At 46.2% G+C, this 20,621-nt stretch carries 16 protein-coding genes and 1 tRNA gene; 7 read left to right on the top strand and 10 right to left on the bottom strand.

Annotated features, from left to right (window positions below; translation table 11 throughout):
• Positions 1-47: 47 nt before the first annotated feature.
• Positions 48-308 carry a DUF5062 family protein gene (locus tag BM607_RS07255; protein ID WP_006081993.1) on the top strand — a complete coding sequence of 87 codons (261 nt, stop codon included), beginning with the start codon at positions 48-50 and terminating at the stop codon, positions 306-308.
• Positions 309-460: 152 nt separating this feature from the next.
• Here BM607_RS07255 and BM607_RS07260 read toward each other — a convergent pair whose 3' ends face one another.
• On the bottom strand, positions 461-1,324 hold the full coding sequence (locus tag BM607_RS07260) for a M23 family metallopeptidase (RefSeq protein WP_071939343.1): 864 nt from the start codon (positions 1,322-1,324) through the stop codon (positions 461-463).
• A gap of 480 nt (positions 1,325-1,804) precedes the next feature.
• Positions 1,805-2,677, bottom strand: a complete 873-nt coding sequence (locus BM607_RS07265; RefSeq protein WP_006081995.1) for a 6-carboxytetrahydropterin synthase — start codon at positions 2,675-2,677, stop codon at positions 1,805-1,807.
• Between the two features lie 813 nt (positions 2,678-3,490).
• Between BM607_RS07265 and BM607_RS07275 the strand changes: the two genes are divergently transcribed.
• Positions 3,491-4,525: a cytochrome-c peroxidase gene (locus BM607_RS07275; protein WP_012587451.1), complete on the top strand. Its 1,035-nt coding sequence runs from the start codon at positions 3,491-3,493 to the stop codon at positions 4,523-4,525.
• Between the two features lie 122 nt (positions 4,526-4,647).
• Here BM607_RS07275 and yejK read toward each other — a convergent pair whose 3' ends face one another.
• Complete coding sequence (gene yejK / locus BM607_RS07280; RefSeq protein WP_006081997.1) at positions 4,648-5,676, bottom strand: nucleoid-associated protein YejK; 1,029 nt, start codon at positions 5,674-5,676, stop codon at positions 4,648-4,650.
• A gap of 77 nt (positions 5,677-5,753) precedes the next feature.
• On the opposite strand from yejK, the gene BM607_RS07285 reads away from it, so the two are divergent.
• On the top strand, positions 5,754-5,972 hold the full coding sequence (locus BM607_RS07285; protein ID WP_011847036.1) for a YejL family protein: 219 nt from the start codon (positions 5,754-5,756) through the stop codon (positions 5,970-5,972).
• Positions 5,973-6,038: 66 nt separating this feature from the next.
• The gene (locus BM607_RS07290; RefSeq protein ID WP_006081999.1) at positions 6,039-7,826 is read left to right on the top strand and encodes a DUF3413 domain-containing protein; all 1,788 of its coding nucleotides are present in this window, start codon (positions 6,039-6,041) and stop codon (positions 7,824-7,826) included.
• A 298-nt stretch (positions 7,827-8,124) separates the two neighbouring features.
• Here the strand turns inward: BM607_RS07290 and BM607_RS07295 are convergent, their stop codons facing one another.
• Positions 8,125-9,231, bottom strand: a complete 1,107-nt coding sequence (locus BM607_RS07295; RefSeq protein WP_071939341.1) for an NADH:flavin oxidoreductase/NADH oxidase — start codon at positions 9,229-9,231, stop codon at positions 8,125-8,127.
• Positions 9,232-9,349: 118 nt separating this feature from the next.
• On the opposite strand from BM607_RS07295, the gene BM607_RS07300 reads away from it, so the two are divergent.
• Positions 9,350-10,216 (top strand): LysR family transcriptional regulator, encoded by an 867-nt coding sequence (locus tag BM607_RS07300; protein ID WP_071939340.1) that lies wholly within the window; start codon positions 9,350-9,352, stop codon positions 10,214-10,216.
• Between the two features lie 223 nt (positions 10,217-10,439).
• Here the strand turns inward: BM607_RS07300 and trmY are convergent, their stop codons facing one another.
• The gene (gene trmY, locus BM607_RS07305; RefSeq protein WP_006086220.1) at positions 10,440-11,036 is read right to left on the bottom strand and encodes a tRNA (pseudouridine(54)-N(1))-methyltransferase TrmY; all 597 of its coding nucleotides are present in this window, start codon (positions 11,034-11,036) and stop codon (positions 10,440-10,442) included.
• Between the two features lie 271 nt (positions 11,037-11,307).
• A tRNA-Pro gene (locus tag BM607_RS07310) sits at positions 11,308-11,384 on the bottom strand.
• Between the two features lie 458 nt (positions 11,385-11,842).
• On the opposite strand from BM607_RS07310, the gene BM607_RS07315 reads away from it, so the two are divergent.
• Positions 11,843-14,077, top strand: a complete 2,235-nt coding sequence (locus BM607_RS07315) for a diguanylate cyclase (protein WP_071939339.1) — start codon at positions 11,843-11,845, stop codon at positions 14,075-14,077.
• A gap of 231 nt (positions 14,078-14,308) precedes the next feature.
• Here BM607_RS07315 and BM607_RS07320 read toward each other — a convergent pair whose 3' ends face one another.
• Positions 14,309-15,787, bottom strand: a complete 1,479-nt coding sequence (locus BM607_RS07320) for an alpha/beta fold hydrolase (protein ID WP_071939338.1) — start codon at positions 15,785-15,787, stop codon at positions 14,309-14,311.
• 185 nt (positions 15,788-15,972) lie between these two features.
• Between BM607_RS07320 and BM607_RS07325 the strand changes: the two genes are divergently transcribed.
• Positions 15,973-16,455, top strand: coding sequence for a hypothetical protein (locus tag BM607_RS07325; RefSeq protein WP_071939337.1), 483 nt, complete (start codon positions 15,973-15,975; stop codon positions 16,453-16,455).
• A 262-nt stretch (positions 16,456-16,717) separates the two neighbouring features.
• On the opposite strand, the gene nadE is transcribed toward BM607_RS07325, so the two are convergent.
• The 3 genes from nadE to hemH all read right to left on the bottom strand — a co-directional run bounded on the left by nadE (position 16,718) and on the right by hemH (position 20,551).
• The gene (gene nadE / locus BM607_RS07330) at positions 16,718-17,548 is read right to left on the bottom strand and encodes an ammonia-dependent NAD(+) synthetase (RefSeq protein WP_006086216.1); all 831 of its coding nucleotides are present in this window, start codon (positions 17,546-17,548) and stop codon (positions 16,718-16,720) included.
• 201 nt (positions 17,549-17,749) lie between these two features.
• The gene (locus BM607_RS07335; RefSeq protein WP_006086215.1) at positions 17,750-19,054 is read right to left on the bottom strand and encodes an inosine/guanosine kinase; all 1,305 of its coding nucleotides are present in this window, start codon (positions 19,052-19,054) and stop codon (positions 17,750-17,752) included.
• Between the two features lie 477 nt (positions 19,055-19,531).
• Complete coding sequence (gene hemH, locus BM607_RS07345; RefSeq protein ID WP_071939336.1) at positions 19,532-20,551, bottom strand: ferrochelatase; 1,020 nt, start codon at positions 20,549-20,551, stop codon at positions 19,532-19,534.
• Between the last annotated feature and the right edge of the window lie 70 nt (positions 20,552-20,621).

The raw sequence follows: 20,621 nt of genomic DNA on the forward strand, positions 1-20,621 counted from the left end.
TTATCGAGTCCACTTAATGGATTCGATGTGCAAACAGAGGATCGCCAATGAAGCCACACAAGAACGAAGCGCAAATATTGAAGTTCGCCATGGAAATCGGTGTTGGATATGCCAAAAAACGCGGATATGCGGACTTCGACAAGGGCATCTCGCCCAAAGACAAAGTGGAATGTATTTACCGTTTATTGGTCACAGACAACTTGATCCAGCCACTGGCCAAAGATAAAGAAGATGGGCCAAACATGAAACACAAACTGATTTTGTGGATCACCCGCCAGCTACCCGCCGATCATCCATTGTTGAAGTAATCTTTTTAAGCTAATCGATTGAAACTCATTATCTGCAAGCGGACAGTTCAAACGAGTCTAGAAAAATCCAACTCACTGAGTGCTAAGGATAAGAATCATAAAAAATGGCGCATCATTGCGCCATTTTAGTGAGCATGAACTGTATATCGTACCTAGCCCTTTTTAGCCGCTTTGTTAGCTTTCTCATTCGCCAGCACAGTTGCCATTGGTGGTACTATGGTCGTGGGATCGAGGCGCATTTGATACCAGTTCACTCGCCAATCTAAGTGCGGGCCATTAGCACGGCCTGTTGCGCCCACCTCAGCCACGGCTTGACCTTGCTTAACCACTTCACCCGCGTTGACGTACAGCTTACTCAAGTGCAAAAAGCTTGAACTCACGCCGTAACCATGATCGATCACCATAGTCCCACCCGAATAAAACATGTCGGGCACAGACAGACTTATCACACCATCGGCGGGCGCCACCACTACAGTGCCCGTTTTCGCTGCCACATCCACACCAAAGTGTGGATTACCGGGTACGTCGTTATAAATACGTTGGCTTCCATAAACCCCTGAAATACGCCCCGTCAGAGGCCAAATAAACTCTTGTAAAAAGGCCGTTTGCTCGCTAAATGTGGCCCGTGCCGCTTTGACCTGCGCCGTGTCTTTCGCCGCTCTTTCCTGCGCGACGGGATCGGGCTTCATAATCTTCGAGCTAATGCCCTTCACACTTTGAATCTTGTACTCACGCTTGGTTAACGTTAAAGGCTTAACCTCAGTCAAACCATCGGGATAAACTAAGGTTAGCTGCTGACTCAGTTCACCATCGCGATCAAAACCAAAGGCAAAATGACCGTCAGGCGTGACCTTAATGGCTGCACCATTTAAGCTAATCTGAGTGCCCGCTGGCGCTTGACCACGCACTAATGCACCTTGCTCTAGCTTACCTTGCAAACTTACCGCTGCTTGTACATGAGGCGCCATAAGCACTAAGCCCAAGGTTAACCATGCCGTTAAACGATGTCCCAACATCTTATTTCTTCCCAAAACGTTTCCCAAACCAATAGTTTCCAAAATCTGAGTTCCTAATATTCTACTCTTAGACATCTTCACAAAACATTTCTCAAAACAGTAGTTTCCAAAATCTGAGTTTCTAATATTCTACTCTTAGACATCTTCACAAAAATCCTTATCGATGGTCAACTTGGTCCAAGGCCCATTGAATGCGTTCTGCACGACACTAACGCATCACCAGCACACCACTAACTCATCGCTAACACTGAATCACTAAACTCTGACCGATTAAACATGTGTGCCACGTTAACCTAACACGTCATAAAAATCGATCTACAGCGGCGCAAATCCCTCATGTTAAATAGCTCATGTATTGCAGATACTAACACTCACTATTCTTCTAATACGATGAAGACACAAAAAAGCCCCGACAATCTGCCGAGGCTCTTTCAGCAAGTAATTTATATTTACTCGACTCTATTTACCCAAACTTAGCGCTTATCCCTTAGAAACAATCGCGCCTTTACCCACACCTTCAAATGCCACCACTTTAAACTGACTTCCGGGCACTTTAGCAACGAGTGTCGTGGCAATATAGTCGGCTAACAACTCAACCGTCGTGTCATGGGGAATTAAATCACAGCCTTCCTTTGGCATCGCCAATTGGAAATCCCCTTGGGGCGCTTGGTAATGGAAACCATAATGACTGTCATCGGTGATCCGCGTCTGAGACGATAAATTCAGGGTGTCAACAGAAACCAAATCCTCTTCACTGCCTAAATAAATATCGTGCCAGCGCTTGGCCCAATACTCATCCCACTTTGGTGCTGGGCTGCCATTTTCAAACACATGAATTGGGCTACGATGTCCATGGGCGATACGCTGGCAATTACCATCATGTTTACGTAAACCATGGCTGTAATGATAATAAGGCGTATCGAGGATTTCATGTCTCAAGGTGAGCGTGATCCCTTCGACATTCTTAGGTAAGGCTTCGCGTAACGCTTTCTGTAAAAAAGCATTCACGCTTGGAATATCAATTTGTTCGGTCGGCACTAAGGCAAAGGCTTGGGAAGGACAGGCCAAATGGATTTCACCTAACTGGCTATCAAAATCCATCCACACTCTATCGCCCTGTTGCTGCCAACGCACACTGCTGCACGCCGTAGGCACAAGTAAACGATGATCGGCCACCGCATCTATGGTCTGCTTGATGGTGCGTTTCACCTTAGCAAAATCGAGCACCATGTTTTGCTCGTCTAATCCGCCCTCAAGCAGAACATCGACAATCCAACTCTCTCCCACCATGCCGCGCTTTGGGCACAAATAGGAAAAATCGATCACAGTTAAATCTTTGACAAACAGTTGCATTAACGCTCCTCGGCAGAAAAACAGTCCACCTACTTAATTTGAAAGCACCACTTAGCGATGGCCGAGCGTGCTAACTTGAGTACCCAAAACGAGTAAACTCAACATGAATGGAGATTCTAATCAATTCCGCCGCTTGTCGCGACAAATGAATCAGCTCTGCCGCAAATTTGTATTGGGTTGAGTCTCTATTTTTGTATCAGGTACGCAAAAATCCAGCAATGATACTTAATGCTTAGTTTAGGGCCCCTTTCTAGGCTCAGACCCAGATAAACATTCAAGGCCAGAGCTTCTTCGACCCCAGAGTAGTATTCAACCCAGAGCTGTATTGGGATCCCGTTTTATTAAGACCCCACAGTGTATTAAAACGCATTAAAACTTTTGCCCCGCACTCAAGCCAAGTATTGCATTAACTCTAACAAAAAGTGCATTTGCCCAAAAATGAGTCCACCATTTTCAACGCTAACGGTGCCAATATCCCACGCCTTAACACGCCCGCGTCCAGGATTTTGCTTGTTTGGGTTTATCAATACTCTAATCGTGCGATATGTTAATCGAGAAAAAAGGGTAATCATCAGATATTGATAGACAAAAAAGTCACTATGCATCGACCTTGCCGATTAACAGATAAAACCCTAACCGAAACAGGATTCAACCTAGCAAAATAACACAGTCAAAACAGCGAATGAGATCGCAAAAGCTTAATCCGCAACAGCGATAGACCCAATCGAAACAAGGTGTTATCAATTATTAACATTAACCTCTACCATCCCTTTGTAAACCACAATTTAATTAAGGTTATACAGGGAAAACAAGATGACCAAACTCACATCTATTGCTATTTTCATTGCGGGTATTTTCGCCAGTGCCCATGCCATCAGTGCTGAACCCATCGAAGTGATAAAAGCGGTGAAAGTTACCGAACCGGAGAAAGTTGAACTCGGTAAAATGCTGTTCTTCGAACCAAGGCTATCCAAATCGGGCTACATCTCCTGTAACTCTTGCCACAATTTAGCCACTGGCGGAGTCGATGCCCTACCAACCTCTGTTGGCCATAATTGGCAACAAGGCCCGATTAACTCGCCCACAGTGCTCAATGCCAATTATATGCTGGCGCAATTTTGGGATGGCCGCGCCAGTGATTTACAAGCGCAAGCCGCTGGCCCTATCGAGAATCCTAAGGAAATGGGCTATAGCCATGCACTCGCGACACAAACTATTGCCTCTATGCCTGCCTATCGGGCGCATTTTGCCAAAGTCTATGGCGATGAAAACGTCACGATTGATCGCTTAACCGATGCGATTTCCACCTTTGAAAAAACCTTAGTCACGCCAAATAGTCCGTTCGATCAATATTTATTGGGTAAGCAAGATGCGATCAGTGTGGATGCCAAAGCGGGTTACCAACTCTTTAAGAGCAAAGGGTGTGTAAGCTGCCATAACGGTCCAGCCGTCGGTGGCACTATGTATATGAAGATGGGATTGATTAAACCTTTCCACACCAATAATCCCGCCGAAGGCCGTATCGCAGTCACAGGTAAAGAAGCCGATAAGTTTGTCTTTAAAGTGCCGACACTGCGCAATATTGAACTCACCTATCCCTACTTCCACGACGGCAGTGTCTGGACCTTAGAAGAAGCGGTGAACACTATGGCCGATATTCAATTAGGCCAAAAACTGTCGGACAAAGAAAATCTAGAAATGGTCGCCTTTCTCGTCTCGTTGACGGGAGATCAACCTCAGATCACCTTGCCGATTTTGCCGCCATCCAACAAGAACACACCGCGACCAGTGCCTTTTAGCCATGATCCAATGAGTAGTAAGCCAGTTAGCAGTGAGCTATTAAAGTAGTAACAGTCACTAAATCGACAACGCTATTTAGGACGGAACAGACCCAACAAAAAGGCCGAGAGTAAACACTCTCGGCCTTTTCACGTTCGTTACCTTGATTAAACCAACAGGTTTATCGTGGCTTATTCGCCTTTAAGACGACGGTCGAGCTGATCTTTTAAGTTTGCTGGCACACCTTTGATTAAAATCGTATCCGAGATGGGATCGTAAATCACCCGTTGACCTAAGTGGCCGCCATCAAAACTTAACGTTACGCCGCCGCCAGTACCTGAAAACTTCTTCAATTGGCGCAGGGTCGATTTATCGGCCGGAAACTCTTCGTCGAGATCATAACTGCCGCCACGGGCAAAATCGTAGAAAGAATCCATACCTTGATCGGCTAACTCATCGGCCAAGTCTTTGATCTCAATGTCAGCGCCTTCATCGAAACGCTCACTACAGTATTCAAACACTTTATTGCGGCACTGCTGACGCTCGTCTTTCGTCAACTCACTGCTGGCAACAAAATCTTCAACCGCATTCATTAAGGTTTTGTTTTGCGCCTTAGTGTTAACGCCTTCAACGCAGCCCATAAAGTCGAGGAAAAAGTCAGCAACTTTGCGTCCAGCACGGCCACGGATAAAGGAAATGTATTTACGCGAGTCTTTATCGGCTTGCCACTCGGTTAAATCGATGCGTGCCGCCAGTTGGATATTGTTTAAATCCAAATGATTATTTTGCGACAGTTCCATATCGTCCAGCACAGTCATCGATGACTTAGCACTTAATAAGGCGACAAACAGATAATCGCTGGTGATGCTGGTGTAGCAAGACATCAGCAAAAAACCGCCTTGGCTGAAATCGTATTTCGACAATTCTTCTTGCAGTAATTTACTGGCTTGGCCAGAAAATTCCACAAATCCTAAATCGCCGCCACGGTATTGAGTTAGCGCATTGGCAAAAGCAGGATTGGCCTCACCGTCGTCGCCATGAATCCCAAAATAGCCAAAACCTTTACCGGCCTTTCCCGTATAAGTCTGGTGTAACTCGTCGAGCATCACCTCGACCGCCTGACCGTTCAGCAGAGGTTGAGGACGCAAACGGCAGCGTAATTGCCCCTGACTGTCCTGAGAAATCTCGTGAATAATTGCGTGTTCGATGTTAATACTCATAAGCCCTGATAGTGATACTGGGATAAATCCGCTATTATATGCCGCTAATCCATTCCAAAGTGAAACATTTTTTGATTATGGCAATCCAATCGAAATACTCAAACACCCAAGTTGAATCATTAATCGCCGAAATATTGGCTGTGTTAGAAAAGCATAAAGCACCGACTGACCTGAGCCTGATGGCATTGGGTAACTGCGTGACAAACCTGCTAGAACGTAAAGTGCCAAGCGAATCGCGCCAAGCCGTGGCCGAACAATTTGCAAAAGCACTCGCACAATCGGTTAAATCCCAGTAAGTTAACTGGGTAATAATCGTCAAAAGAATATAAGATACAAGGTCTTTTAGGAATAAGCGGATCACTATGGTCGAGCGAAAAAAGCAAATGAGCCGCGATCGGGTTTCCCGGCTCATCAACTGGGGACATTGGTTCGCCTTCTTCAATGGCCTATTAGCCATGATAGTCGGCAGCCGATATCTTGGCAGCGTGGGTTATCCAGAAACTTGGTATGGCTGGGTTTATCTAAGCGTCAGCACTATTGGTCAGTTTAGCTTTCTCGCCTTTATCGCCTATTTGATCTGTCTGTTCCCACTGACCTTGATATTGCCTTATTCGAAGATATTAAGAGGCGTCGCGGCGGTGATTGCGACCCTAAGTCTCTGTATCTTATTGTACGATACTATTGTTTACGCCGATTACGGCATGCACTTGAGCCCCTTCGCCTTCGATTTGGCCTGGGCGGATCTCAATGCCCTGCTCCACGGTACTTCCTATATCGTCACGCCACTCGCCATTATTGCTATTGAGCTTACGGCAGCGAACTTTTTGTGGAAGCGAATAGAGAAAATCCAAAAGCTGAATTTAGGCAATAAAGTCATCACCTTAGTGGGTATCTGTTTTGTCAGCAGCCACTTGATCCACATTTGGGCTGATGCCGCCGACATCACTGAAATTACCCGTTTCGATGATACTTATCCTTTATCATACCCTGCGACTGCGCGCTCCTTTATGGAAAGTCACGGTATTGATGGCTCGTCACAAGGTGACGATGTCAATCACAATACCAGTGTACTCAATTATCCAGAGCAACCACTGACCTGCCAAGCTGACACTAAAATCAATGTGTTGATGATCACCATCGATAGTTTGCGTGCCGATATGGTCGATGGCAAAAGCATGCCATTCTTGCAGCAATACACTGAAAGTAATCAGTCTTTTACCCAGCATTTCAGCGGCGGCAACCAATTTAGAACCGGTATGTTTTCGCTACTCTACGGCCTGCAAGGCAGTTATGGCGATGCGCGAATTTTTAATAGCACCAGTCCGCTAATGACCAGAAGCTTCCAGCAAGCGGGTTATGAACTGGGGCTTTTCCTGCCTGAAACCAATCTTAATTTGCGTTCGTCACAGGCAATGTTTAATGATTTTAATCCTGTGATTGCTAAAGAAACCAATGGCAGCGCCGATGCCGACTTGCACACTGTGGCCAGTTTTAACGAGTGGCACAGCATCCAAAATAAACCTTGGTTTGCACTTGTTAACTTAAAAGCACCAGAGAATTTCGATACTCCCGTGGGTTTCCTTGGCATTGAAACGGTAAAAGCCGATCCCGCCCTGATGCCAGCGCAAAAGGTACTGTTTAATCAATATCGCCAATCACTGTATTTTGTCGATCAACAACTTAAGGCAATGCTGGCCAATGTGCCCAAGGATACCTTAGTGATTATCACAGGGGTAAATGGCAAGATGTTCACCAGTAATAGTGACGAAGCGAATCGCAATCTGTCACCACAAAGTGTCAAAGTACCCTTGGTAATCCACTGGCCCAATACGGGCGCGTCTAAGGTCAAATACCGCACTAGCCATTACGGCATCGCGCCGACCCTGATGACCCATGTGCTCGGTTGTACCAATAACACCACTGAATACAGCGCTGGCCGCAGTCTATTGCAGCCGAGTAAAGAAACGTGGATCTATATTGGTGATAGCCGCATCTTCGCTATCTACCAAGAAGCGGAAGTGACAGTGATTGACCGCCACGGCAAATACCGTATTTACGATGAAAACTATGAACATAGGCTCAATAAGAAAATGAGTGCGCCTGAGTTGATTGAAGTAATGCGCGAAGGTCGACGTTTCTATAATCACTAATCTTCATCCTCTTCCCGAAGAAGCCCTGCGGATTGGGGCTTTTTTTATTCCCCTAGCGACAGAAGAAATGCTTAGAAATCAGAGTTCATCACAAGATGATTAACCGATTCCCCTTCCACCTGAGTTTGCGTATCCCCAAAACAAAAAGCCGCTATCCAGAGATAACGGCTTTTTAGACTAGGGCTAAATATTAAGAACTTAACTTACGCCAATCCACAATAAAACTAAGTCACAATCAAACCAATCAACCATAAAATTAGCTCGCAATGAACTCACTCACGATCAAGTCTATTCGTAATCAATCGGCTTTAACCGTGGAGTAACGCTCCAACCAATGGGCGTAGGAAGCGGGTAATACCCAAGATGGGCGCGCAATCTTTAAGGTTTGTGCCGCTTGATATGGCCAATGTGGATTCGCTAAAAAGGCTTTACCTATCATCACTAAATCCATTTGTTCATCTTCAATGGCCGCATTGGCGTGCTGCGGATTATCCATGCCCCACGACGTCGCAACAGGGAAACCCACTTCTTGGCGAACCCGCGCAGCAATAGGCGCTAAGAATGCCGGGCTCCATGGAATATTTGCCGTCGGCGTTGAAAAACAAATGCTGACGTTTAACATATCGAGCCCCGCTTGCTTAAATTGCTTCACCAAGGCGATTGATTCAGTTAGCGTTTCTTCATCTTTATGGTCGAATTCAATCACACCAAATCGCGCCGTTAAGGGCAAATGCTGTGGCCAAACTTCTCTAACTGCCGCAACCGTTTCTAACAAAAAGCGTCCCCGCCCTTCTGCACTGCCACCATATTGGTCGGTGCGTTCATTGGCATAGGTTGAAAAGAAACTTTGGGCTAAATAACCGTGGGCGAAATGCAGCTCCAACCATTCAAATCCTGCCGCTAAAGCCCGTTTTGCCGCAGCAACAAAGTCTGCTTTAACGCGCTCAATGTCCTCAATCGTCATAGCAGTTGGTACTTTAGGTAAGTTTGCGCCAAAAGCAACAGCAGACGGCGCAATTGGTTGCCAGCCTTGTCCTTCACCATTGGGAATATGATCATCACCTTCCCATGGGATATTGGCACTCGCTTTACGGCCCGCATGACCAATCTGAATACCAGCGACAGCGCCGGCATTTTTAATAGCGCTAGCCACCTTTGCGAGACCTTGAGCTTGTTCGTCATTCCATAACCCAAGGCATTTTGGGGTAATGCGTCCTTCAGGAGAAACCGCGGTAGCTTCAACCACAACTAAACCCGCTCCGCCACGGGCAAGGCTAGTGTAATGCACCTGATGCCAGTCGTTGATGAGTCCGTCCGTGGCTTGATATTGGCACATGGGCGCAACGGCAATACGATTTTTGAGGGTGATGTCTTTAAGTTTGAAGGATGAAAATAGATCGGCCATGGGTGTTTCCTGTGTCAAATAGAATCAAAAAGGAATGGAATACTGAATGACGACAGACTAGCCTTATCGTGTCATAATTAAAAGCACGCACAGATTATAGAGTTGATAAAGTTTGCTTATGATAAATCCACAGTGGTTACACACCTTTGCTGTTCTGGTCGAGAAAGGTAACTTCACCCGAACCGCCGAAGCCATTGGTATTACCCAAGCGGCCGTGAGCCAACATATCAGTCGCTTAGAAGAGGAATACGGCACACTGTTTTTACGCCGCCCCCGTCAACTTGAAATCACTCCGATTGGCGAAAACCTGCTGACCTACGTTAAAGACGTCGAATGCGCGCACAAACGCTTACAGCAGAAACTGATCCATGATGATGCTGAGGTCGGCGACATTAGCATCATCACTCCGGGAAGCATTGGTTTAACACTCTTTCCGTTGTTAATCGAACTTCAACAAGCCTTTCCGGCATTAAACATTCGCCACCGTTTTGCCCCTGACAGTGAAATAGTCGCCTCGGTATTAGCCAATGAACATGAAATCGGCATGGTGACCTTAAAACCTTCCGATCCTCGCATTCACAGCACGCATTTCACCGAAGAGCCGCTTGAGCTCGTCGTACCTGCGTGCCACAAACAAAATGAATGGGTTGATTTACAACGGCTAGGGTTTATCTCCCATCCCGATGGCGAGGCCATGGCAACTCGGTTACTTAGCCGAAAATATCCAAGTAATCCCGGTATTCAAGACATTCCCTGTAAAGGATTTACCAACCAAATCAGCCTGATCCTCGAACCTGTCGCGAAAGGACTAGGATTTACAGTTATACCACAATACGCCCGCAAAGCCTTTGAACGACAACAAGATATCTATGTCGTTGAATGTGGCAGCCAAGTTGTAGACACCATTTGGCTTATCCACCGCGCGGAATGGCCCTTGTCACGCAGAGCCCAAAAAGCGATCGCGTTTTTAAAGGGGAAGATATAAAAGCTTATTTATTACTCTCCTCCTTGTATGGATAAAGTCCTTATAAAACCCAAGCCTGTGTCAGTGTCAGTGTCAGTGTCGCAATTTGAAGCAACTCATTAAAAACGCGATGCCAAGGTGTTACCTGTAGCTAAAAACAAAAAAGCCCCATTTAAAATGGGGCTTTACACGAGCTGCAACACGAGAATCGTCAGCGTTAGCGGCGAGACATAAGGCTCAGCGGCTACTGATTGATATCCAATTCATTATGGATCAACACCACGCACTGGGAAGCAAACAGCATCTTAGGCCCAAGGCTGATCTTTTGCGCGCCGAGTCGTTTCAAAGTATTAAAACTTTTCTTCGGCATAGGAATATGATCGGTCAGCAAAAAGCACGGATTCCCCACAAACTCCTGCTCACGGATAGAGGTGCCCTTCTTATCCATCATAAACAATTGATAATCCACCGCGAGGTCCTGCACCAGCTTTTCAAAACTGATGGTGCTCACAGTAATGCCCTCATCCACAACGCGAGTTTGCTCTTTCGTCATGCCCCGAGAAATATCTAAGGCCTTGGCAATTTTCGTCAGCAAAGCTTGTTCGTGAAAACCGCCAATATGGCAAATATTTCGAGTATCGAAGCAAATAGTGCGGGAAAAATCATGGGTACTTTCTAACACTAGATAAACGACAACATCGTTTCGATGGGACTGAGCCACAAAGATAGTGTTCATCAGGGTATGAGCCAAAATCTCGGTGTGCGCCTCTTGGCCGACAGAAGCCAAAAACAACTGACTGTCAGTAGGTGCTGATCTTGCTCGTAAAACAAACGCGCGCATAGGTAAATGTCCTACTCAATAATGTCTTAAATGCTAAATGGCGAATGCAAATATCGATGTGAAACGTGTCATTTCACGTTAAGAATTTTTGTCTTAACTGTACCAATGAAGTCGACTACTGGAGCTTAAACGATTATCGTTAGTCCTCATGACCACAAAAAAGATATAAAAAAACAAAACCCCGTATAGCAATGCTACCACGGGGTTTTGTTTTTACTTAACTGTCACTTATCTTAATAATTAAAACAGCCTAACAATTAAGCATTTAATTTGGTCGGTATGAGAGGATTCGAACCTCCGACCCCTGACACCCCATGACAGTGCGCTACCGGGCTGCGCTACATACCGAAATTTTTTAAGTGAAGCATTATCAGCGCTGATTTAGTCCGTTATAACTTAGTGGCCATTTCAAGCTAATTTTTTTAATCACTCATCACCTAAGATACTGTTTATGGGGTTTATCTTAAGTGAGCCAGAACTGTAGCAATTGCCTTGCAACTGCGCAAGGGCTTCATTACATCTCTTTGATCGACTGCTTAGTTTATGTTCTGAATGACACAATTTTCGTCGATAACCGTTCGGAAATGGCCTCATACATTGACTCTGCTAATCATCAGTCTGTTACTGACCAGTAATTCAGCCTATGTTTACCTAGATAAAGCAGTGGCACTATTCGTCTCAATAATTCATCCCAATAACTAGTTTCTTTAATCCGTTCCCAGAATCAGTTTCTACAAATTCATTTCTGTTATGGCTTTATATTGGGGGCTCCAATTGAAGCTCTGGGATAGAGGCATTGGGTTTATTTGTGCCATAATCACAGACAGTTAACACAAGCAAATTTTCAAAGGGACTTTTCTTTGCATTTACCCGCCTTCCAAACCGCCCATCTCAGACTGGCCATTATTCTGGGTGTATTCGGCTTAGTCCTGAATCTTTTTCCCATCCCTTTATTCGCTAATGTGCAATTGATTCTCGGCAACGTGGCCGTTGTGATAGTGGCAATACTCTTAGGGCCTTGGTATGCATTGATCACCGCCCTATTTACCGCAACGGGACTCATGATCGTGTGGTCGAGCCCGCATGTGTATTTACTGTTTTTACTCGAAGCATTATGGCTTGGTTTTGCAAGGCGCCGAGATATTCAAATACTCTATGCCAGTGTGAGTTATTGGGTGTTATTGGGGATCCCGCTGTTAGCCATTTATGTGGCTGTCATTGCTAAAATGCCCACCAGCCACATTCCTTTTACTGCGATAAAACAAGCCGTTAATGGCATGATTTACGCTGCAATTGGTGAACTCTGTGTGGTTGCTATTCCAAGCCTATGGCATTTTAAAGGCAAGCTGACCAATCTTAACCGGCGCACTTTTAGCTCGCAGCTCAGTTACTTGTTTACCTTAATCATTACTGTGAGTTTATTAGTTTCGTCCTTAGCCTTTAATCACTTTTTCATTGATAAACAACAGGTGTTGATTAATCGCAATCTGGACGATACGGCAACCCATTTAAGCCATGCAACCGACAACTATCTCGCTTACAACACCCAAGTCATCGCTAGCACGGCCAAGTTTTTGAGCCTGTCGAATGCAGATATCAATGAGTGGCAGGCATTACTGTCGAGCATACACGATAGTAATCAAGGCTTTAAAACAATGCTGATTGCAAATGAACAAGGCAACTTACTCGCTGCCAGTCCAATGGCCAATATAGTTGAGTTAGATCGCCTAGCAGAAATCCCTTCTGTGATGGATAGGGAATATTTTGTCCAAGCGTTTTATAACCATAAAACCTTTGTATCACCCGCGTTTATCGGCAGAGGTTTTGGTAATGACGTGATCGTTGCCATTAGTGCCCCGATTTTTAGTCAAATTGATCCCAATCAAGCCAGAGGGATAGTCGAAGGCAGCTTAGATTTACGCTATTTTTCCAGCATAGATAAACAAAACCTGCACCATGAGCAGCAATCTATTTTGCTGACAGATGAGAACAATAATCTGATTTATGCCTCCGAAGGGTTAGGACTAGCACCGCTCACCCCCTTGTCATTCAGCAAAGGCAGTGAGATTTATCGCGCCCGGCTTCAACTGATGAACCTGCATAACCTAGATTCAAATACTCCTGAGTACATCTATGCCCAGCATAAGTTAAACAATGGTTGGCAACTCTATGTTTTAGAACCTTTTGTGCCGCTTTTAAAACTGGCTGAACGCCAATATGTCAACACGGTAATTTTGCTGTTTTGCTCCTTAGTCGGTGCCTTTTTTATTACTAAAGCCATCAGTAAGTTACTGACCGAACCTCTGTCGCTTTTAGCGCAGCATTTCGGTCCCGCTAAGCAAGAAAAAGCCAGTGACGAGAAGTTTGAGCATGATCTACTCGATAAAAGCACCCCTAAAGAAATCTATAGCTTGTATGAAAGTTTGGCCTCGAACCAACAAGCCTTACTCGAACACCAACAAGAACTTGAACAAAAAGTACAACAGCGCACCCAAGATTTAGAGGCCGCTAATGTGAAATTAAAGGATTTAGCCGAGCGCGATCCGCTGACGAATCTCTATAATCGCCGCTATACCGAACACCAATTCCCACTTATCCAACAGATGTGCGAACGGGGTCAAGATGCCATGACACTTGCCATATTGGACTTAGACCATTTTAAGCAAATCAATGATACTTATGGCCATTTGGGCGGCGACGAGTGTTTAAAAGTGGTTGCTGAACTCTTAACCTCGCTCTTCAAGCGAGATATTGATTTGATCTCCCGCTACGGCGGCGAGGAATTTTTGCTGATTTTACCTATGTGTAATGCCTTGAAAGTTGAAGCACATCTCAATGAGTTTAAACGGCAGCTCGCAGGTACAGTGATCATCAATCCGCAGGATCATCGAAGCTTCAAGGTCACGGCGAGTATCGGCGCTGTGATTGCCAATGCCACCTATAGCGACTCCTTAGAGTACTGGCTTAAACAGGCCGACAATAACTTGTATCTGGCAAAGGAACAGGGACGTGATCGGGTTGTTTGCAGCCTGATTGTTTAACTGGAACTTGGTTAAGAGAAAGCCGCTGAGGAGACAGTCGTTCAAAGGTAGAAGGTTTAGGTCAGATTAACTGAGTGGCATTCAATCACTATTAGATTGCGCAGGATTGTACTGAATGCTAGCGGGCTAAGTTGCACGGCTCTGCTTGATCCTGAGCGCACATTTACATGGCGTGATCATCATTGAAAGCTCAGGCGTTATGACACTGAGCGGTTAATCAATCACAAAATCCTAGTGCATATGGGCGAGTCGATACTCATCCATGCGCTCAAGTAGATACGGGAAGAAGGGATTCCATTTCTGGCGCAACATTTCCGATGCCGACACACTATACAAACCGCGCTCCCCCCGTGAAGCCGTCGCACCGATTTGGATCCGATGTAAATCAGGCTCAATGATCGCGCCATAGAGGCCATCATCCACACCAAAGGGTAGCGCAACATGGGACAAGGAATACACGCCAGCGGGCCAATACAGATCTAATGCACGCACTTGTTCATTGCCTTCTGTGACCACTTTACCCTGTGCAGCTAAACCAAAGCTGCGCGCTTGAACTTGCGTGGTTTCATGACTGATATTTTCCACCACAGTGCCGCGATAATGCAGCGCAGGACTATTGATGCTCGCCAACAAGCCCGCCAGCGGATCATTGGACACCATTTTAGCATTCACATCGAGTCGGTTCATGTCGAACAGCACGAGTTCGTGACCATTTTCAGGCAATGTCTGATAAAGATGATTCACCACAGCCGAGGTTGAAACGGTTGCATCCACTACCGACTGAAAAGTGAGTATCGACGGAACTTGCGCCCTTTGCGGCAAAGTTAATCCAGCCAATAAACCTTGGTTACGTAGCGCTAATTGATACACCACATCGCCCGCATTGACCGCAAAAGAAGTGTATTTAAACGGATCGTACTCCACTTGAATGCTGTTCCACTGCAGTTTATCCAGTTCCAGCAACCGGCCTATCCAACTCTGCCAGCGCGCGGCCGCCGCTAATGGCGCTAACCCTATGGCGGGAGAGATAAAAATCATCCCAGCATAATCTGGTTTTTTATCTTGGCTAATACGTTCTAATTCATGGTTAAGCGCTACGGCGGCACCGGTCGAAAAGCCTACAACAAATAGCGGTTTACCCTTCAGAGATTGCCGCATATGCGCTGTGGCTAAGTTCACTGCAGCGGCGAGATCTTGCCAATAAACCTCAGTCAAGCCACTCGGAATCGTGCCATGTCCTGGTAGTCTTAAACCCAGCACATGGGCTTTACCTTTAAAATGCGCTGCCACATTGGATAAGGCATAGGGCGAGTCTGACATGCCATGGAGCAGCAATACTCCAAACTCGGCGTCGACTACGGGCCATTCATAACTGCGATTCCAATTTTGGGGCCAATGTGCAGGATCGGATAAGCTATTTTTGACATAGCGGTTAACTGGAGAAAACTCATTGGCGGGAATCTTTTGGACGACTTTGCGCTCAACTTCGGCGAATAGGCGCTCTTCTAGCGCTAAGTACTCATTAAAATTAGCGAGTTTAGTATTGTAATGGAACTCATTTTCTAGCTCGACCGTATGCCAAAGTGACAATTCTGGACGCGCATTGAGAAAGTAAATCCCGGTCGCGAGTAACGCCAGCGCTATGCCAATGCTCGCATACACTGCGGCTAAGAATAGGTGTTTTGTCGAACCTATGATGATGGCCTTCATGGCTGTTCCTACATAACAATAAGATAAAATGAGCAAGCCAATTATACGGTTAGATAAAAACATCCTTCAAATTTTTTACCGTAATAACATCCACAGCCATAAACCGCGCCATTTTATTAACTGCATAAGCCCTAATTGGGTTAGGATCGAAAGCGCCTTATTCCAACGAAACTTATACGCTCTCGATGATAATCGGTAATCCACACGCTAGCTTCGCCTACTATCTTCCTACTGCGCCGCTGATACCTGACAACTGGCATTACACTCAACCAGACGCTGTCGCGACTCTGATAGCGTTAAATGGCAATCATTGGCGTAAGATCTTCACTATTATGGCAAAAATCAGCGCGGTCGGAGAGGATTGGCGCAGCTATCGTGACCAAGTGTTACTCAAGCAAAATGAACTGATCTGCATAGGCGGCACTGAGTTAATGGCAAACGCGAAGGTCCATCTCATCGCGGGGCAAGTGGCTGCAAAGTGTTTAGGACTCACCATGTCTGCAAGCGATATCCGTGCGCAGCATTTAACCGCCCAAAACAAATCCATAACCGCGATGACGCTTCTACCTTCGCAGGGGCAGCATTGTTTACTCACGCCCTATTTGGATTATCGCCAATACCCAAACCAACTGATCGCCCTGACACGCCAACACTTAGCCGTTCCATAATCCCTACAACAAGATGCCGCAGCTAAATGTCGCGACCAGATGCCACTGTCACAGGCCTCTGCAACATTCCTTTGCAACATCCTCCAGTGAGATGACTCAGCAAGATAACCAGCTTCAATTAACAATCGCTGCTAGTTTCCGAGCTACAGCGACGCCAACAGCAGTAAAGGCTGCCGCAAGCTCAGTCACTAGGTAAGAAAAGGCATAAAAAAGCACTCGTGAACAGAGTTTCAACGAGTGCTTATTCGAGAACGGTTTAGCGTTAGTCGTAGATAGTTGGGATAGGTTGACGCTTATGCTGCGTCGCCTTATAAATACCAATCAACTTATCTTCAACTGCCTTACCGACGTCTTTTCCCTCAAGGAAATCATCGATTTGCGCATAGGTTAGCCCCAGTGCGACTTCATCTTCGAGTAGCGGTTTATTGTCTTCTAGATCCGCAGTTGGCGCTTTATGCACTAAAGACTCTGGCGCACCAAGATACGCGGCAAGTTGACGAACTTGGCGCTTGTTAAGACCAAATAATGGCGCTAAATCGCAGGCGCCATCGCCCCACTTAGTGTAAAAGCCTGTGATGTTTTCGGCGCTGTGATCTGTCCCAACCACAAGCCCGCCCACGAGTCCAGCGAGTTCATACTGGGCTATCATCCGCATACGGGCTTTAACGTTACCCTTCACAAAATCTACTTTCGCCACATCGGGTAAAGGCAATCCAGCCTCGGCTAACGCGGCAACAGTAGCGCTGTGCACGCCATCAACGCCTTGATGCACATTCACTGTGACCAATTTAGAAGGTTGAATAAACTGACAGGCTAATTGCGCCTCATGCTCATCTTTTTGGATCTGATAGGGTAAGCGGACGGCGATAAACTGGTAACCGCCTTGGCTATTTTCGTGGTTTAAACTGTCCACCGCCAACTGACACAAACGCCCTGCGGTAGAAGAATCCACCCCACCGCTGATCCCTAATACCAATGCCTTACTGCGCGCTTCTTTTAGTTTGGTTTTAATAAACGCGACCCGACGTTGCACTTCGAACTCTGGCTCTATGGCCGTGAGTACCTTCATTTCTCTTAAGATTTGCGCTTTCACCGAAAATTCCACCTTAAATAATCGCTGTATTTGGACTATCTGAACCCGACTAACGTTAACATTTATTCGCAACTGCCTGTAGTTAAAATTAGCGCTTGGCCGATTGATTGTTGATAAACGCCATAAAAATAAGGGCAACAACGGTTTGCCGTTATTGCCCTAGCGTAAATCAGTCAGCTTAATACCAATACAGGTACTGGCTTATCTTTCCCAGTAGGATTCTTCTAAGCTGTCTTCGCGCTCAGGTAAACCACGGGATAAACGCGGACTATGCTGGGCTAATACTTCATAGGCGACGCGGTTAGCGTACTTACATACTTGAGAAAACGAGGAATAACACAGGCCATCGCGCTTATGTTTACTCGAACCCGGCACGTTCGTCTTATGGAAAGTATTGGCCGCCAGATCGTGTAATAACGCCGATAATGCGCCATCGCCAGCGCCATTGGTGTTACCGATTTTCTCTGGACCGCCCATATAAGGTGAAATGTGGGCAAACACTTTAATCGGTGTTTCACAGTCATTCTTAAGCTTTGGACGGGAGAACTCATAACGGTTAAATTCTGGGATCGCGCCCGGCAACAGGGTATGTACGGTTTCGCGCTTTTCAGAATCTTCAGTATAACCCGCAGTATAAAGCCCGATTGGACCCGCTGTGGTTAATACCATGTCGCACCATTCCAAAGCTTTTTCACTGGCGAGCAGAGGATCCCGTGAACCGGTTAAGGCTTCACCTTCATCTTCATTCATCGCCAAAATGGTGACATGTTCTTTGATGAAGTTTTGCCACCATTGCGGGTCTTCTTCAATCAAAAAACGCGTGCCTAAGGTCAATACTACGGGCACCTCGGCGGCTTTGGCGTATTCGATAGCGCACATGGCCGCATCGGTAATACGGTCGCCATCGCTGGCGCGCATCAAGTACGCGGTCAGCACTAAGGCAGAGCTGCCCTGTATTACATCTTTATCAATATATTCAGGCGTGAGTTTATCCATCGAGCCTTTGCTAATCGCAAATGTCCGCTCGCCACACTCAGAAATCAAGGTAAAACAGCGACCGATAGGGCCATCTACAGGCTGTAGAAAGTTAAGGTCGACTTTAGAAGAGGTATTACATAAATAGCGATAAGCGTAACTGCCCACTTCGATATTCTGACTCATCACCCCGAATAACACTGAACGGTCATCGGCCAGAATAGAATAATTGTGCACTGTGTTGCCAATCGTGCCACCAGCAAATTCATCGCTAATCAAGCCATGAATTTTTAACTCAGTGTAGAGTCTGTGGGCCTGTTCATCATTGATCAGGGTCGAGTTGCCTTTTGGTAAGCCATAACGGCTCAGCAATTCGTCCTCCACTTTCGCTTCGATATCCACTAAGGTTTGATCAATACCGCTGATATAGGTCGCAAACGGCTGAGGCTGTTGAGTCAGCTGTTCAAGCAGCGGATCTCGGGTTTTAACCGGAAAATAATGTTTTGATTTACGCTGACCGGGAAACTTCATAGTGGCTCTCTTTTCCTGGCATCCATGCTAATTGGCGTCTGCCGAGGCGGTCAAGCCAAGCAGCATCCTAAAAATATTGAGTCTAGGCTAGCGAGACAAAAAAACCACCCCTTAGCCGGAAGGGCGCAGATTCTATCACAAAATCAGTTCGAAGCCAGTGCTCCAATACCCAAACAACCTGAAGATGTAGGATTCAGCGGGAATTTAACGGAATGGTTCAGACAAGGCCATTTATTGCTCCTGCATAAATGGCATTCACGCCATCCATGGCGATTGCGGCTATTTGCAGACCTAGTGGGCTAAGTTAAAAATAGTCAACACAGTATAAAGTGCATTACCTCGTGTTTAACATCTGCCCCCGGGACGGAGCGCCTAGGGCACTTCACTTCCGTGTTGCATCAATTCAAAAGGTGACCGACATTCTGTCATTGATGCGCCTAGAATTGAATCACCCTAGGCGCTCTGAAACTCGACTCTTCAGGTGGCTTGGGTATGGGCCCAAGATACCGCTTGTTCTTGGATTAATTGCCGTAATAATTCAATGTGTAACTCATCGTCGTTCAAACAAGGGATAAACCGATAGTCGCTGCCACCTGCATGTAAAAAGGTTTCCTTAGCGCCAATGGAGATTTCTTCTAAGGTTTCGAGGCAGTCAGTCGCAAACGCTGGGCAAATCACATCGACACTTTTGATTCCTTGCGCTGGTAACTCGGCCAATAATTTTTCGGCGTAGGGCGTGAGCCACTCTTCACGGCCAAAGCGCGATTGGAAGCACACTTGCCATTGCGACTCGCTCAGCTCAAGTTTTTGCGCTAACAGTTTCGCCGTGACAAAACACTGCTCACGGTATGGATCGCCCTCTTTCACATAACGCAGTGGAATACCGTGAAATGACAAGAGTAACTTGTCGGCCTGCCCATGGGTTTTCCAGTGACGTGTCACTGAATTCGCCAGCGCCGCTATATAAGCATCATGATCGAAATATTCTTTATTAAAGCGAACCTGAGGTATGTCACGCACGGTTTTAAGATAACTGGCAACGGCATCGAACACACTTGCCACCGTCGAGCAGGAATATTGGGGATACAAAGGCAGCACAATAATGCGCTCTGCCCCTTGGTCTTTCAAGCGTTCAAATCCCGCATCGATGGAGGGATTGCCGTAACTCATACCCAGTTCAACAGGAATGGTCTGGTTAAACGTGGCGCTTAAGTCCACCGCCAGCTTTTGTGCTTGGCGTGCACTTATCACCATCAAGGGCGAGCCTTCCGGCGTCCACACGCTTTGGTAGAGTTTGGCGACTTTAGCCGGACGGGTGTTGAGAATAATGCCGTTCAGCAGCGGTTGCCAAATCCACGGCGATAAATCGACGACACGGGGATCACTTAAAAACTGCCTTAAAAATCGTTTTACAGCCTTAGGGCTAGGTTCATCAGGCGTGCCGAGGTTAACCAATAACACACCAAAAGCAGGGGAAGGATTCAACGTTAGGCTCATGGTTAATGGAGTTCACTTGGAGGCTAACATTGCGATACCCATAAAAAAAGCCTGCATCGGCAGGCTTTTT

This window comes from Shewanella sp. SACH (genome assembly GCF_001887095.2).
Classification (GTDB): domain Bacteria; phylum Pseudomonadota; class Gammaproteobacteria; order Enterobacterales; family Shewanellaceae; genus Shewanella; species Shewanella baltica.